This is a genomic window from Pseudomonas sp. DR208, assembly GCF_019823005.1.
Classification (GTDB): Bacteria; Pseudomonadota; Gammaproteobacteria; order Pseudomonadales; family Pseudomonadaceae; genus Aquipseudomonas; species Aquipseudomonas extremorientalis.
The window spans coordinates 2,576,540-2,590,781 of sequence record NZ_CP081944.1; the positions used below are offsets into that span (position 1 = coordinate 2,576,540).

Genomic DNA, 14,242 nt, shown 5'->3' on the forward strand with positions numbered 1-14,242 from the left:
GTAAGCCCTTGCAGGTATCAGAAGTCGACCGTGGCCGACAGGAGGAGGGTGCGTGGCGAACCCTGGGAAAACGCGCCGTAGGAGGCCACGCCGGACCAGTATTCGCGGTCGAACAGGTTCTGCACCGTGGCGCGGAAGGTGGTCGGCCGCTCGGCGATCCGCGTGCTGTAGCGCGCGCCGATATCGAAGCGGGTCCAGGCATCGAGCTGTTGGGTGTTGGCCTGGTTGACGTACTGGCTGGCGGTGTAGATCGCGCCGCTGGTCAACGTCAGCCCTTCGACCCACGGCGCGTCCCATTCGGCCCAGAGGTTGGCTTGTACCTTGGGCACGCCCACTGGGGTATTGCCCTGGTTGGCGGCGACGCCGGTTTTGGTCAGCTGCGCATCCAGCAGGGTCACGCCACCCAGCAGGCGCGTGCCTGGGGCGACTTCGCCAAACACGCTCACTTCCACGCCGCGATTGCGCTGTTCGCCTTGCACCGAGAAGCGGCCGGCAGCCAGCTCGCCGCTGGGTTTCTGGATCTGGAACAGCGCCAGGGTGGACATGAACGTGCCGTAGTCGAGCTTGACCCCGACTTCATGCTGCCTGGAAACGTAAGGCGCAAAGATCTCCCCGGCATTCGAGGCGTTGGACGGCGCCACTTCGCCCTTGCTCAAGCCTTCGAGGTAGTTGTAATAGAGCGCTACGTGCTCCCAGGGCTTGAGCACCGCGCCAAACAGCGGCGTGGTCTTGCCCTCGTTATAGGTCGTGGTCACTGCACCGTCGGTGTTGTAGTTGTGGGATTGGATGTTCTGTTTGCGCAGGCCGACGGTGACCTGCACGTGCTGATCAAGTATCGACAAGGTGTCGGCAATGGCCACGCCGGATAATTCGGTGGCGGAGACTTTCGGCGCGTCGGGCTTGGCGATCGACGGTTTGGGGCGCTCGACCGGGTGGTAGATGTTCGACAGCACGGGCGCGCCGGAGATAATCCCGCGTGACAGTTCATCGCGGTAGCGCGTGACCTGCACGGTGCTGCTGTGGCTGATCGGGCCGGTGTCGAAGCGCAGGCGTGCACCGGCGTCGACCGTATAGCGCTGCACTTCGAAGCGGTAGTAGCCGGGGATCGACGAGGTGTCGCCGGCCGTGTTGACAATGGTCGGCGTCTGGTCCGACAGGCGCGCCACTGCCGACTTGCCGCCACCGGCATGGGCGAACAGGCTCAGGTTGTCAGTGAGGTCATAGTCGCCGCCGAGCAGGGCGGACTTATCCCGTGTGCGCGACCAGCCCCAGTCCTGGCTTACGCTGGTGCGGCCATTGGCGGCGTCGGGAATCTTTACGCCTGAGGCGATCAGGAACGGTCGGGAGGCGGCGTCGAAGGTCTCTTCCTGGGAAATCAGGTCCAGGCTGGTGCGCAGGCGCTCGCCCTGATAGTCCAGGGACAGCGCACCGATGCCGACTTCGCGCGATTGCTTGTCGATCACGGTGTCACCCTGCTGCACGCCGCCGTTGAAGCGCATGCCGAAGCGGCGCTCTTCACCAAAGCGCCGGCTGATATCGATGCGATTGCCGAGGTGTGCAGCCTGGGTATAACTGGCGGTGTAGCGGGTCAGGTCCTCGTCCAGCGAGCGCTTGGGCACCACGTTAATCACCCCGCCCACCGCGCTGTTGGGCGACATGCCGTAGAGCAGGGCACCGGGGCCTTTGACCACTTCGACGCGTTCGGCGTATTCAGTGAACACCCGGTAATTGGACGCCACGCCATACACGCCGTCGAAGGCCAACTCGCCGAGGTTGCCTTCGCCCACCGGAAACCCGCGAATGAAAAACGAGTCGACGATGCCGCCGGTCTGCCCGGTGGAGCGCACCGAAGAATCGCGTTCCAGCAGATCACCGACGGTGGTGGCTTGCTGGTCCTTGATCAACGAGGCGGTGTAGGTGCTGACGCTGAACGGCGCGTCCATCACGTCCTTGTTGCCCAGCATGCCCAGGCGTCCGCCGACGGCCACCTGGCCGCCCGAATACACCGGCGGCAAACTGTCGGCGCGCTGTTCGGCGCCACTGACCGTGGTGTCCGACAGGGTGATTTGGCGTTGCACCAGGGTGTAGGTGCCGTCGCTGCGCAGCAGCATCTCCAGGCCGCTGCCGGCCAGCAGGCGGGTGACCGCCTCCTGGGTCGAGTAAGTGCCGGACAGGCCGGGGCTGGTCAGGCCTTCGGTGAGGGCCGGGACGAACGACAGGGCAATGCCCGCATCCACGGCAAAGCTCGACAGCGTTGCGCCGAGCGGCCCTGGCGCGATCTGGTAGGCACGGACCGCGACCGCATCCAACTGCGCGGCCATGGCGGCACCAGCCAGGGCCAGGCTGAGCAGCGCGCTGCGAATCACAAGCATGAACGGGAGCCCTGTGGACGAGAGGAAAAAGGGTATTCGTGTGTTTGCCAGCCGAGATCGGAAAAAGTATCAGCCGCCCGGCGTTTTATTTTCACGCCCACTCAGGCGGGGGACAGGGTGACCCAGTAGCCGTTCAGGTGGCCGCTGACGAGCACCGGGTAGGTCTGCACCAGCATGTTCAGGGTGCGCTGCGGGTCGCTGATGGGGAAGGCGCCGGAAATGCGCAGGTCGGCAATCGCCGGGTCATAGCGCACGAAGCCGCGGCGATAGCGGGTCAGTTCGGCGACGAAATCCGCCAGGCGCATCTTGTCGGCCATCAGCATACCCCGGGTCCAGGCGCCGACGTTGCGGTCGGTGGCGGTGAGCGTGCCAAAGGTCTGTGCGGAAAAGTCCGTGCGTTGCCCGGCGTTGACGATCAGCGGCGCGGTCTGAGTGTTCTCGGCCAGCATCACTTTGACGGCGCCTTCGAGCACGGCCAGGTGGGTGCGCCCGCTCAGTTCGCGCACGGTAAAGCGCGTGCCCAAGGCTTGCATGCGGCCCTGGCGCGTACTGACCAGGAACGGGCGGGACGGATCCTGCGCGGTCTGCACCAGGATTTCACCTTCGCGCAGGTGCACCAGGCGTTGCTGGCGGTCGTAGCGCACGTCGATGGCGGAGTCGGTGTTGAGGGTGATGCGCGAGCCATCGGCCAGGGTCAGTTCGCGGCGCTCGCCGACGCGAGTGCGGTAGTCGGCGGTCCACTGCTGGGTCTGCGCCAGTTTCCAACTGCCCCAGCCCACCGGCATCACCGCCAGCAGCAGGGCCAGCTTGCCCAGGGCGGCGCGGCGTTCCGGGTGGCTCGGGCGGTCGAGGGCCGACATCGCCAGGGACGGCGGCAGGCCGCCCAGCTTTCTTTGCAGCAATTGCGCACGGGCCCAGGCGCGATCACGTTCGGGGCTGCTGATTTTCCAGCGCTCCCATTCGGCGCGCTCGTGGTCGCTGAGGTCGTTTTCGCTCAGGCGCATCAGCCATTCGGCGGCTTCTTCGAGGACTTCAGGGGCCAACGGGGGTTCCTTGCGCAGGCTGAGCACTTATTCCACCAGCATCAGGCACTGCACAAAGGCCTGTTTCATGTAGCGTTTGACGGTGATCAGCGACACGCCCAATTGCTCGGCGATGTCCTGGTACTTGAGGCCGTTGATCTGCGACAGCAGGAACGTGCGCTTGACCAGCGAGGGGAGGGCGTCGAGCATCGCGTCGATCTCGTGCAGGGTTTCCAGCACCACGAAATGCGCTTCCGGCGAAGGCACTTCCTGGATTGGCACGCTGGCGAGCGCTTCCAGGTAAGCGCGTTCCAACGCCTTGCGCTGATACCAGTTGACCAGGATGCCCTTGGCCACGCAGCTCAGGTAAGCCCTTGGCTGGTCGATCACCGTGACCTGGGAGGCGAGGATACGCGTGAAAGTGTCCTGGGCCAGGTCGGCCGCATCCATGGCGTTGCCGAGCTTGCGCTTGAGCGTGGCGTACAGCCAGCCGTGATGGCCGCAGTACAGGGCCTCGATCGCGCGCAGGTGCTGGTGCTTGTCGGCGGTGAGGATTTCGCTCATGGCGCGGATCCGTGCAATTGAGAAGTATTCCCAATGCTAAGGGACAACCCTGCGGTAGCGCAATGCGAGAATCGCAAGGAACGTCACCGCATACGCGAGACATACGAACAGGTAGGTATACGCCAGGCCATACACCTGGCTGAGCAACCCGCCGAGGGCGATACCGGCAATCGAGGCGAACTGCGCGGTGCCCTGGGCAATGCCCAGCACATGGCCTTGCCGGGCGCTGTCGGCGGTTTTCGAAATCAGCGCCATCAGCACCGGCGTGGTCGCGCCCAGCAGCACGCCCCACACGAAGTAGCTGCCGACAAACACCCCAGGGTTGTGGGTGACCCCGGCCAGCCCGGTGAGGGCGATGCAGCCGACCACCACGTAGCCGATGCGCCGCAGTGTGTCGGCTTGTGTGCGCCCCTCGAAATGCCGCGACCACGCGGTGGCCGACAGGATGAACCCCAGCGCCAGCAAACCGTAGCACAGGCCCACCAGCGCATTGCTGACGTTGAACGTGGTGCTCACATACAGCGAGAACGAAGTCTGCGGCAGCATCCGCGCCAGCAGCAGGAGGCCCATCACACTGAGCAGCGGCAGCAGTGCAGACCCTTGCCACACACCGCCCTTGGCAGTGGATGCGGTTTTCTTGACCGGCGCAACATCCGGCAGGGTCACCGCCGCCACCAGCGTGCACACCGCGCAGAGTGCGGCGGCGCTGAGGTTGATCCAGAAAAACGTGGCATGGTCGAGGATCAGGCCGCCCAGCACCGCTCCGAGCAACGAGCCGACATTGGTGGAAATCTGCAGCAGCGCAAACAGCCGTGCCCGCCGTGAAGGCGCCTCGATGCTCACCCCATAGGCCTGGGCCGGGGCGATGTAACCGGCGCAGGCGCCCTGCAGGAACCGCAGGACCAGGATCGCCCACAGGTCGCTGAACAGCGCCAGGCCCAGTTGGGTCAACGTCAGCCCGACCAGTGCGCGGATCATCATCCACTTGTGGCCGTAACGGTCACCGATGCGGCCCCAGAACGCGCTGGTCAGCAGGATGCCGAGCATCGGCCCCACGTACACCGCGATGCTGGCGAAGCTGAACAGCGTGTCGGAGTCGGTCAAGCCGCGCAGATGAATGGGCCAGAACGGCCCGCTCATCTCCATGGCGCCCATCGACACAAGCTGGATCGTGAACAGCAGGTAAATCAGGACACGGGTTGGTGGCATGAAACGGCCTCGGTATGAAAAAAACGCGCGGGACGCTGATACTTTTTCCCGCGTCGGCTGGCATCAGGAGTAATTCTCATTTTCTCACGATGAAAGGACCCTGATGTCATGCCCGTTGCCAGCCGGTTAACCCTTGCTGTTCGTTCCGCCCTGATCCTGGTCGCCGCCAGCACGCCCGCCTGGGCCGCCACTGTGGACGCGAGCGACGACAGCGCGCAGAGCCTGACGCTTGATGCGACGAACGTCAACGCCCGCTACAGCGGCCCCACCGATCTGCCGGGGGTGCTCGCCGGTGGCCAGGTCGCTCGTGGCGCGCGCTTGGGCATGATGGGCAACAAGGACGTGATGGACACACCGTTCAGCGTCACCAGCTACACCGCCAAGACCCTGGCCGACCTGCAAACCGTGACCGTGGCCGATGCCCTGGAGCGCGACCCTTCGGTGCGCTCCACCGGGCAGGCCGGTGGCATCGTCGACTCGTTCTTCATCCGAGGGTTTGCGATTGGCGAGGGCAACCTGGGTGAACTGGCCTACGACGGTGTGTACGGCGTGGCACCCAACTACCGGGCGTTCACCGAGTACGCCGAACGTGTCGAAGTACTCAAGGGGCCTGGGGCGCTGATGTACGGGATCTCCCCCAACAGCGGTGTGGGCGGAGTGATCAATATCGTGCCCAAGCGCCCGCTGGACCAGGACCTGACCCGCTTCACCGGCAGCTATGCGGCGGACACGCAGGTGGGCGGCCACCTGGACATCAGCCGCCGCTTCGGCGATGAAAACCAGTTTGGCGTGCGCTTCAACGGCAGCCTGCAGGGCGGCGACACCGTCGTGGACAATCAGAACCGCGATGTCGGCATCGGCGCGATTGCCCTGGATTACCATGGCGAGCGGCTGCGCCTGAACCTCGATTACATCAGCCAGAAGGAAAGCTGGGAGGGCGCCTCGCGGCCGTTCACGATTGCGCCGGGCGTCGAGGTGCCGTCGGCGCCCAATGGTCGCACCAGCCTGCCGCAGAAATGGGGTTGGTCCGATACCAAGGAACAGTCGCTGTTGCTCGGCGGTGAATACGACCTCAACGACAACCTGAGCGTGTTCGTCCACGCCGGTGGCGGCAGGTCGGATGTGAAACGCATGTCCGACCAGGTGCCACGCATCCTCAATGACGCCGGCGACACCAGCAATATTCCCGGCTACTACAAATTCAACGTCGACCGCTCGACCGCCGATGTGGGCCTGCGCGGGCTGTTCGCCACCGGCCCGGTGACCCACATCACCACGCTGATGGCGACCCGTTACCAGGATGAACTGTCGCGGGGCATCACCAACGGCAAGGAGATCCGTTCGAACATCTACCACCCGGTGGACACGCCCAAGCAATACATCAATGCGCCGAAGGTACTGCGTATTTCCGAGACCGAATTGTCCGGCGTTGCGCTCAGTGACACCTTGGGCTTTCTGGATGATCGCCTGCAATTGACCCTGGGCATGCGCCACCAGTCGATCGAATCGCGCAACTACAACAGCACCGGCGGGGTCAGCTCGCGCTATGACGCCAGCGCCAATACGCCGCTGCTGGGGGTGGTCATCAAACCGTGGGAAGACGTGTCGCTCTACTACAACTACGTCGAGGGCCTCAGCAAAGGTGATGCGGCACCGGGCACGGCGAGCAATGCCGGCGAAACCTTCGCCCCGTATGAATCCAAGCAACACGAAGTGGGCGTGAAGTATGAACACGGCACCTTCATGACCACCGTTGCACTGTTCCAGATCGAAAAGCCCAGCGGCGAACTGGGCGCCAACGGCGTGTATTCGGTGCAGGCCGAACAGCGTAACCGCGGCCTCGAACTGAGCATGTTCGGCGAAGTGGCGCCCGGCACCCGCTTGATGGGCGGCGTGACGTTCCTCGATGGCGAACTGACCAAGTCCGCCACTGCCGCCAACCGGGGCAACAAACCCGTGGGCGTGCCGGATATCCAGGCCAACCTCTGGGCCGAGTGGGACACGCCGTGGCTGGAAGGCTTTACCCTCACGGGAGGTGCGATCTACACCGACAGCCAATACGTCAACCAGGCCAACACCCAGGCACTGGATTCATGGACGCGCATCGATGCGGGGGCGCGGTATGCGACCAAGATCGAAGGCCGGCCCACTACCTTCCGGGCTACGGTGCAGAACGTGTTTGACCGTGAGTACTGGTCGGGCGTGGCGTCGTACGGTGCATTTTCGCCGGCTTATCCGCGTACCTTGCAGCTGTCGGCGACAGTGGACTTCTGACCCGATAACTCAGAGGCACTTACAATGTGGGAGGGGGCTTACCCCGATGGCGGTGTATCAGTCAGCACATTTGTGGCTGACAAGCCATCATCGGGGGCAAGCCCCCTCCCACATTTTTACCGTAACAGTCATTTAAACCATGGGCGTATTCACCACAAAGTCTTCTTCGAAATACTCCTGTTCACCCCGTGTGTCACTTTGGCGCCGCACCACCTCCATCTGCCGCAGCTCCACGCGGCGGATCTTGCCGGAGATGGTCTTGGGCAGCTCGCTGACAAACTCGATGCGTCGCACCCGCTTGTAGGGGGCGAGGTTTTCGCGGGCGAAGGCGAGGATGTGCCGGGCCAGTTCATGGCTGCCCGGTTCGTCGTGGGCCAGGATCAGGAACGCCTTGGGCACCGCCAGGCGCAGCGGGTCTGGGCTCGGCACCACGGCCACTTCCATGACCGCCGGGTGTTCGATCAAGGCGCTTTCCAGCTCGAACGGGCTGATGCGGTAGTCGGAGGCCTTGAACACATCGTCGGCGCGACCGACGAAGGTGATGTAGCCGTCGGCGTCGACCTGCGCGGTGTCGCCGGTGCGGTAGTAGCCGTCACGCATGACCTCGGCGGTTTTCTCCGGGCTGTCTTCGTAGCAGAGCATCAGGCCGAGAGGGCGCACGTCAAGGGGCAGGGCGACTTCGCCTTCGCTGCCGGGAATGCCATCCGGGTCGAGCAAGGCCACCTGGTAGCCCGGCAGCGGGCGGCCCATGGAACCGGGCTTGAGCACCTGGCCTGGGGTATTGCCCACCAGCGCGGTGGTTTCCGATTGGCCGAAACCGTCGCGCAACGGCAGGCCCCAGGCGTGCTGGATCTGCTCGATGATTTCCGGGTTCAGCGGCTCACCGGCGCCTACCAATTCGCGCAGGCTCAGGCGCGATTTATAGCTGGCAAGATCCTCCTGGATCAGCATGCGCCATACCGTGGGCGGCGCACACAGGCTAGTCACGCCGTAGCGTTCCAAGGCACTGAGCAGGGCCGGCGCGCTGAACCGCGCGACGTTATGGATAAAGATGCACGCACCGGCATTCCAGGGGGCGAACAGGCAACTCCAGGCATGCTTGGCCCAACCGGGCGAGGAGATATTCAGGTGCAGATCGCCCGGCTGCAGGCCGATCCAGTACATGGTCGACAGGTGGCCCACCGGGTAACTCTGGTGGCTGTGCAGCACCATCTTCGGTTTGGACGTGGTGCCGGAGGTGAAATAGAGCAGCATCGGGTCGGTGGCCAGGGTGCGGCCTTCGGCCTCGAACTGTTCGGGGTATTCAAAGGCGGCGTTGTGGGCGACCCAACCCTGCGGTGCCGCGCCCACGCAGATGCGGTTGCAACCGTCTGCCAGCCCGTCGAATTTAGGCACGTGAGCCTCGCCGACCACCAGATGGCGCACCTGCCCGCGCTCGATGCGGTCGCGCAGGTCGTCGGGGTTCAGCAGGGCGGTGGCAGGAATGACCACGGCACCGAGCTTGAACGCGGCGAGCATGGTGTCCCACAGCGCCACATCGTTGCCGAGCATCAACAGCACCCGGTCACCGCGACGTACACCGAGCGCGCGCAAGTGATTGGCCACCTGGTTGGAGCGCGTGGCCAGTTGCTGGAAGCTGTAGCGTTGCTCACTGCCGTCTTCCTCGACGATCCACAGCGCATGCGCCGCATTGCCCTCGGCCATCGTGTCGAAATAGTCCAAGGCCCAGTTGAATGCATCCAGTTGCGGCCAACGGAAGTCCCGGACGGCAGTGGCGTAGTCGGTGCGGTGAGCGAGCAGAAAATCCCGAGCGGCCAGGAAGGGCTGGGTCATGGTGGCTGTCCTTAATTATTGTTGTGGGGACTGACCCTCGGTTTAGCCGAGAGGCTGGACCGAGTATAGGCACGCATAAATCAGAGCAGAACGCCCAAAAACACCGGTGCGTTGTGCAAAAAAGTCATGGGTGTCGCGCCAGGCAGCGGTGAGATTGACGATTGAGACGTAAAAGTCCAAGATGGAATTATAAGTACAAAAGTGCGCGATTCATCTCTTTCTCACTCTTGCCAAACCAACAACAACTTGCGAGACCACGATCATGCAGAAACGCTCCCTCATTACCGCCCTGGCCTTGAGCCTGCTTGCATCCGGCCCCTTGGTCGCCGCCGAGAAAACCCTGCGCATCGGTATCGAGGCGGCTTACCCACCGTTCGCCTCCAAGACCCAGGAAGGCAAGATCGTCGGGTTCGACTACGACATCGGCAATGCGCTGTGCACGCAGATGAAGGTCAAGTGCGTGTGGGTCGAAGGTGAGTTCGACGGTCTGATTCCGTCCCTCAAGGTCAAGAAAATCGACATGGCGCTGTCGTCCATGACCATCAACGAAGACCGCAAGAAGTCGGTGGATTTCACCCGCAAGTACTACTTCACTTCATCGCGCCTGGTGATGAAGGAGGGGGCGGTGGTGGATGACCAGTACGCCAGCCTCAAGGGCAAGACGGTGGGGGTGCAGCGTGCGACCACCACGGATCGCTACGCCACCGAGGTGTTCGAGCCCAAGGGCATCAACGTCAAGCGCTATGGCAATAACGAAGAGATCTACATGGACCTGGCTGCCGGGCGACTGGATGCGATCTTTGCCGACACCATCCCCTTGAATGATTTCCTGCAGATGCCCCGTGGCAAGGGCTATGCCTTTGTCGGCCCGGAACTCAAGGACCCGAAATACGTGGGCGAGGGCGCGGGCATCGCGGTACGCAAGGGCAATACTGAATTGGTCAGCCAGTTGAATGCGGCCATTGACGGCATTCGCGCCAGTGGCGAGTACCAGAAGATTTCGCAGCAGTACTTCAAGGCCGACATCTACGGCGATTGAGAGGTACACGCGCGCTGTCGCGCGGCCAATTAGAACCCCTGAGGCCAACGGACTTGTTGTGGCGAGCGGGCTTGCTGTGGCGAGCGGGCTTGCCCCGCGTTGGGTTGCGAAGCGACCCCAAAGATGGGCCTGCTACGCAGTCCAACGCGGGGCAAGCCCGCTCGCCACAAAATGCGTCGTGCGCACCTCAGCCCTTCAGTTCCTTCAGATGCTTGTAGACCGTCGCCCGCCCCATGCCCAGCACATTGGCCACATAGTTCGACGCGCTCTTGCCCTTGAACGCCCCCTCGGCGTGCAGGGCCAGCACCAGCTCACGCTTGTGGTCGCGGGTCAGCACATTCAGGCTCAACTGCCGCTCGCGCATCCAGGCATGCAAAAACGTGTTGATGCGCTCCTGCCAGTCATCGCGAAACAACGAGTCCGGCTGCGGGATCAGCTTGCTCGGCGACAGGAACAGGTCCAGCGCCGCCTTGGCGTTTTCAAACAGTGAAATATTCAGGTTGATGCACAGCACCGCCAGGCGTCGGCCCTCGTGGTCGTGCAGCACGGTGCTCAGGCTGCGGATTTTCTGGCCATCCCAGTTGAGCTTTTCGTACGGGCCGATATTGACCTCGCTGACGTCGGCGTCGAGCATGTCCTCCAGCGCCGAGTCATCGCCGATGCTGCGCTTGGACAGGTTATTGGCGATGTAATCGACTTTTTGCGAGCGCAGGTCATGCAGCACCGCTTCGGCGTGGGGGAAGAACAGCGTGGCGATGGCGTCGGCCATCGCGCGGAAGTTCTGCATGACGGTGTCTTGTTCAGCGGTGTTCATCAATGGGGCTCCAGGCGGGCAAGGGAAAGCATACCAGCGTCGAGGCCGAAGCGTGTCAGCGCCTCCGGCAGCGCTGCGCCGCGCACCAGTGCGGCACTGGCCTGGCCCATGGCCGGTGAGGTCTGGATGCCATAACCGCCCTGTGCCGCGACCCAGAACAGCCCCGGTACCACCGGATCAAAACCCGCGAGCAGATCACCGTCGTGCACGAAGCTGCGCAGGCCGGCCCAGGTACGGGTCGGGCGGCGGATGGTCAGGGTGGTGGCTTCTTCGATCTGGTAGATGCCCATGGCGATGTCCAGCTCTTCGGGCTGAATATCCTGAGGCGCCACCGGGTCGGCGTTGGCCGGGGAACCGAGGAACATGCCGGCGTCGGGTTTCATGTAGAAGGATTCGTCCAGCGCCACCAGCATCGGCCAGCGGTGGCTGTCGACGCCGTCGGGGCCGGCGAAGATGAACGCCGAACGCCGCTTGGGCTGCAAGCCGATGGACGCGGCCCCGGCGAGACCGCCGATGTGGTCGGCCCAGGCGCCGGCGGCGTTGATGATGACCGGCGCGGTGTAGGTTGTGTCCTGGGTTTGCACCTGCCAGATGCCGTCGCTGTCGCGGCTCAAGCCGAGTACGTGGCTATCGGTATGCACCTGGCCACCGTTGCGGCGGATACCGCGCAGGTAGCCCTGGTGCAGGGCGTCGGTGTCGATGTCGCTGGCGGTGGGGTCATACAGCGCGCCGTGGACTTTTTCCCGGCGCAGGATCGGCAACTTCGCACAGGCCTCGTCGGCGCTGAGCAGTTCGACCTCGGCCACGGTGGCCTTGGCGCTCTGATACTGGGTGTTCAACTCGGCCGCATCGCCGATGAAGTCCACGGTCATTTCGCCCCGGGGCGTGAGCAACGGGTGTTCGCAGAAACCGGGCGGCGGGTTGTCGAAAAACGCCCGGCTGGCCAGGGTCAGCGCCCGCACCTGCGGGGTGCCGTAGGCGGCGGTAAACAGTGCCGCCGAACGTCCGGTGGAGTGATAGGCCGGGTGGCTTTCGCGCTCAAGCACCCGCACCTTGCCGTGCTGCGACAACCAGAACCCCGTGGAAGCGCCGGCAATACCGCCGCCGATGATGATGAAATCTGCGTGGTTCATAGCTGTCTCCAGAGGGCATTGGCCAGGGCGATGTCTTCCAGGCCCTGGCCGATGGAGCGGAAGAATACATGACGGTCGTAGGTCGGAGGTTGCACCCATTCGCTGAGCAGTTCGGGCAAGTCCCCCACGATGGCACGCGGGTCCCACCCGTGTTGCTCGGCGGCGATCAGCATGTCACCCGCCGCGCCCGGGGTGGTCTGGCGATAGTCGCAGAACACCTGCATCGCGTTCAGGCTGTGGGGCGGCACTTCGTGGGCGCGGGGCGCATTGGTGCTGATCGAGGTAATCAGCGCCGGTTTGCTCAAACGGGCAGGGTCGAGTACCGGCCCGGCCGACGAGGTGCACAGCAGGATCACATCGGCGTCGTCCACGGCCGCCTCGCAGCTGTCGGCGATGACCACCCGTGGGTCCAGGTTTTTGAGGTGGGCGATAGCCTCGGCGCTGGCGTTGCCCAGACTGGGGGAAAACAGGCTGATGTGCTGCCAGTCACGCAGTTGCTTGACGTAGTGCAAATGCGCCTGCGCCACCTTGCCGCTGCCAATGATCGCCAGGCGCCTTGCTGGTAAAGGCGCCAATGCTTCCACCGCCAGCGCTGTGGTGGCCGCAGTGCGGGCCGTGGTCAGTTCGGCCGCATCGCACAGCAGCAGGGGTTGGCCGGTCTGCATCGACATCAACAAGGTCCACGCGGTCACCAGTGGCCCTTGCTCACCCACAATATAGGGCGAGGTCTTGACCCCGTACACCCCATCCTCGGCCAGCACGCCCAAGTAGTTGATAAAGTCGCCGGCGGCGTGCGGGAACTCCACCAGTTGCTGCGCTGGCTGCACGGCTTGCCCGGCCGCCAGGTCCTGGAACAGCTTGCGCAGGATCTGCGGCACATCGACTTTTCCGAGCAATTCGCGGGCCTGGGCCTGGTGGATCACATGGGGTGTGCTGGACATAAGGGTCTCCGCAGGTAAACTAATTTGTCCATTATGGACTTTTAGTTCTGTTGAGCAATATCCCTCTGAAAAAAAGCTGGCGCTTCACTTGCCCAGGTTCTGATTCATCAGATTGTCCAGCACCGGTCTAAGGCCGATTGGTTCCTCTGAAAGATCCACTCTTAGCTAATTTGGTTGGGCCATTTGATGCTCGAAGGCCACGTACCGCAACACGGTCGTTTATTCGACAGGAAGATTAATGACGATGACGAAAAAGTATAAGTAACTGTCATTTCTAACAGGTTTCAGCGACCCGCCGATCTCTTAGTCTCCACACCATTGGAGACGGGTAAAGGCAGGGATAAACAATGAAACTTCGTGACGTGTTCGCCGGGCTGGTCTGTATTGCCTTTGCCTCATGGGCATCGGCGCAATCCTTGGCCTGGGATGATCCGAGTATCAGCGATGGGCCATGCACGCCACGTCCCAAGGCGTTTCTGCTTCCTGCTGCGTTAGTTTCAGCACTGGCAGGGGCTGGTCAGGGCTTCGGGCTTTATGAGCCTTTGGGAAGTGCGAGCTACTACCGGTGGGTTTATCAGAAGGTAAATGCTGGGCTGCCAGCAACCGATCAGTCACAAATACTGGCGACCCGACCCAGGGTTACTTTTCCTTCTCTGTCGTCATTGTTTATAGGGGCCGTGGGGCATGTTGACGTGGAGCGTCAACCTGTCGACGGGCGGTATGACATAAAGGTCATCAGTGTTAATAATCCCGTTGCCACCGATGTCACCGTACATATTCTTAACCCCCCAGGCCAATCCGGGTCTGCGCCTGATGGATTTGGAGGGGGTAATGTGCCTACGGTGAACATTTGGGCTGACGCCCGTGCACTGGTCGAGTGGCACTGTTTCGTGACGAGTGATGATCGCAAGGTTCAAGTCTTTAATATCCTCTCACTCGACCCCACACTGACTCCATCGCAGGTGTCAGCCATTTCAACCGTGCTGATAAAGAATGGGTTCAAGCCCAGTAACTTTATTACGATGCCTTATTAGGTCATCA

Annotated in this window: 11 protein-coding genes; 3 read left to right on the forward strand and 8 right to left on the reverse strand. The window is 62.9% G+C overall.

What is annotated here, in order from left to right:
* Positions 1-17: 17 nt before the first annotated feature.
* From K5K89_RS11690 to K5K89_RS11705, 4 genes are all read right to left on the reverse strand, one after another.
* Positions 18-2,372 carry a TonB-dependent receptor gene (locus tag K5K89_RS11690; protein WP_222541446.1) on the reverse strand — a complete coding sequence of 785 codons (2,355 nt, stop codon included), beginning with the start codon at positions 2,370-2,372 and terminating at the stop codon, positions 18-20.
* Positions 2,373-2,473: 101 nt separating this feature from the next.
* Complete coding sequence (locus tag K5K89_RS11695) at positions 2,474-3,442, reverse strand: FecR domain-containing protein (RefSeq protein WP_222541447.1); 969 nt, start codon at positions 3,440-3,442, stop codon at positions 2,474-2,476.
* Entirely contained in the window at positions 3,443-3,958 is a 516-nt protein-coding gene (locus tag K5K89_RS11700) for a sigma-70 family RNA polymerase sigma factor (RefSeq protein ID WP_071491502.1), read from the reverse strand.
* 36 nt (positions 3,959-3,994) lie between these two features.
* Positions 3,995-5,167: an MFS transporter gene (locus K5K89_RS11705; RefSeq protein ID WP_179029025.1), complete on the reverse strand. Its 1,173-nt coding sequence runs from the start codon at positions 5,165-5,167 to the stop codon at positions 3,995-3,997.
* Positions 5,168-5,275: 108 nt separating this feature from the next.
* Here K5K89_RS11705 and K5K89_RS11710 point away from each other — a divergent pair, with 108 nt between their 5' ends.
* On the forward strand, positions 5,276-7,441 hold the full coding sequence (locus tag K5K89_RS11710; protein ID WP_222541448.1) for a TonB-dependent receptor: 2,166 nt from the start codon (positions 5,276-5,278) through the stop codon (positions 7,439-7,441).
* A gap of 132 nt (positions 7,442-7,573) precedes the next feature.
* Here K5K89_RS11710 and K5K89_RS11715 read toward each other — a convergent pair whose 3' ends face one another.
* Positions 7,574-9,274: an AMP-binding protein gene (locus K5K89_RS11715; protein ID WP_222541449.1), complete on the reverse strand. Its 1,701-nt coding sequence runs from the start codon at positions 9,272-9,274 to the stop codon at positions 7,574-7,576.
* A gap of 262 nt (positions 9,275-9,536) precedes the next feature.
* Between K5K89_RS11715 and K5K89_RS11720 the strand changes: the two genes are divergently transcribed.
* The gene (locus K5K89_RS11720) at positions 9,537-10,313 is read left to right on the forward strand and encodes an ABC transporter substrate-binding protein (protein ID WP_093513757.1); all 777 of its coding nucleotides are present in this window, start codon (positions 9,537-9,539) and stop codon (positions 10,311-10,313) included.
* A gap of 187 nt (positions 10,314-10,500) precedes the next feature.
* Here K5K89_RS11720 and K5K89_RS11725 read toward each other — a convergent pair whose 3' ends face one another.
* Genes K5K89_RS11725 through K5K89_RS11735 form a run of 3 tightly spaced genes read right to left on the reverse strand, consistent with a single transcriptional unit; the run spans position 10,501 to position 13,201 of the window.
* Positions 10,501-11,127 carry a transcriptional regulator gene (locus K5K89_RS11725; protein ID WP_222541450.1) on the reverse strand — a complete coding sequence of 209 codons (627 nt, stop codon included), beginning with the start codon at positions 11,125-11,127 and terminating at the stop codon, positions 10,501-10,503.
* Positions 11,127-12,260 carry an NAD(P)/FAD-dependent oxidoreductase gene (locus K5K89_RS11730; protein ID WP_222541451.1) on the reverse strand — a complete coding sequence of 378 codons (1,134 nt, stop codon included), beginning with the start codon at positions 12,258-12,260 and terminating at the stop codon, positions 11,127-11,129. Before K5K89_RS11730 ends, K5K89_RS11725 begins: the two co-directional genes overlap by 1 nt.
* A complete protein-coding gene (locus tag K5K89_RS11735; protein ID WP_222541452.1) occupies positions 12,257-13,201 on the reverse strand; it encodes an ornithine cyclodeaminase family protein in 945 nt (314 codons plus the stop codon). The genes K5K89_RS11730 and K5K89_RS11735 overlap by 4 nt, the downstream gene beginning before the upstream one ends.
* A 347-nt stretch (positions 13,202-13,548) precedes the next feature.
* Here K5K89_RS11735 and K5K89_RS11740 point away from each other — a divergent pair, with 347 nt between their 5' ends.
* Positions 13,549-14,235: a hypothetical protein gene (locus tag K5K89_RS11740; RefSeq protein WP_222541453.1), complete on the forward strand. Its 687-nt coding sequence runs from the start codon at positions 13,549-13,551 to the stop codon at positions 14,233-14,235.
* Positions 14,236-14,242 lie beyond the last annotated feature (7 nt).

What these genes read in the sequence shown, in the direction of transcription:
- K5K89_RS11690 (WP_222541446.1), bottom strand. Translation starts at nt 2,372, where the DNA reads ATGCTTGTGATTCGCAGCGCGCTGCTCAGCCTGGCCCTGGCTGGTGCC.
- K5K89_RS11700 (WP_071491502.1), bottom strand. Translation starts at nt 3,958, where the DNA reads ATGAGCGAAATCCTCACCGCCGACAAGCACCAGCACCTGCGCGCGATC.
- K5K89_RS11705 (WP_179029025.1), bottom strand. Translation starts at nt 5,167, where the DNA reads ATGCCACCAACCCGTGTCCTGATTTACCTGCTGTTCACGATCCAGCTT.
- K5K89_RS11710 (WP_222541448.1), top strand. Translation starts at nt 5,276, where the DNA reads ATGCCCGTTGCCAGCCGGTTAACCCTTGCTGTTCGTTCCGCCCTGATC.
- K5K89_RS11715 (WP_222541449.1), bottom strand. Translation starts at nt 9,274, where the DNA reads ATGACCCAGCCCTTCCTGGCCGCTCGGGATTTTCTGCTCGCTCACCGC.
- K5K89_RS11720 (WP_093513757.1), top strand. Translation starts at nt 9,537, where the DNA reads ATGCAGAAACGCTCCCTCATTACCGCCCTGGCCTTGAGCCTGCTTGCA.
- K5K89_RS11725 (WP_222541450.1), bottom strand. Translation starts at nt 11,127, where the DNA reads ATGAACACCGCTGAACAAGACACCGTCATGCAGAACTTCCGCGCGATG.
- K5K89_RS11730 (WP_222541451.1), bottom strand. Translation starts at nt 12,260, where the DNA reads ATGAACCACGCAGATTTCATCATCATCGGCGGCGGTATTGCCGGCGCT.
- K5K89_RS11735 (WP_222541452.1), bottom strand. Translation starts at nt 13,201, where the DNA reads ATGTCCAGCACACCCCATGTGATCCACCAGGCCCAGGCCCGCGAATTG.
- K5K89_RS11740 (WP_222541453.1), top strand. Translation starts at nt 13,549, where the DNA reads ATGAAACTTCGTGACGTGTTCGCCGGGCTGGTCTGTATTGCCTTTGCC.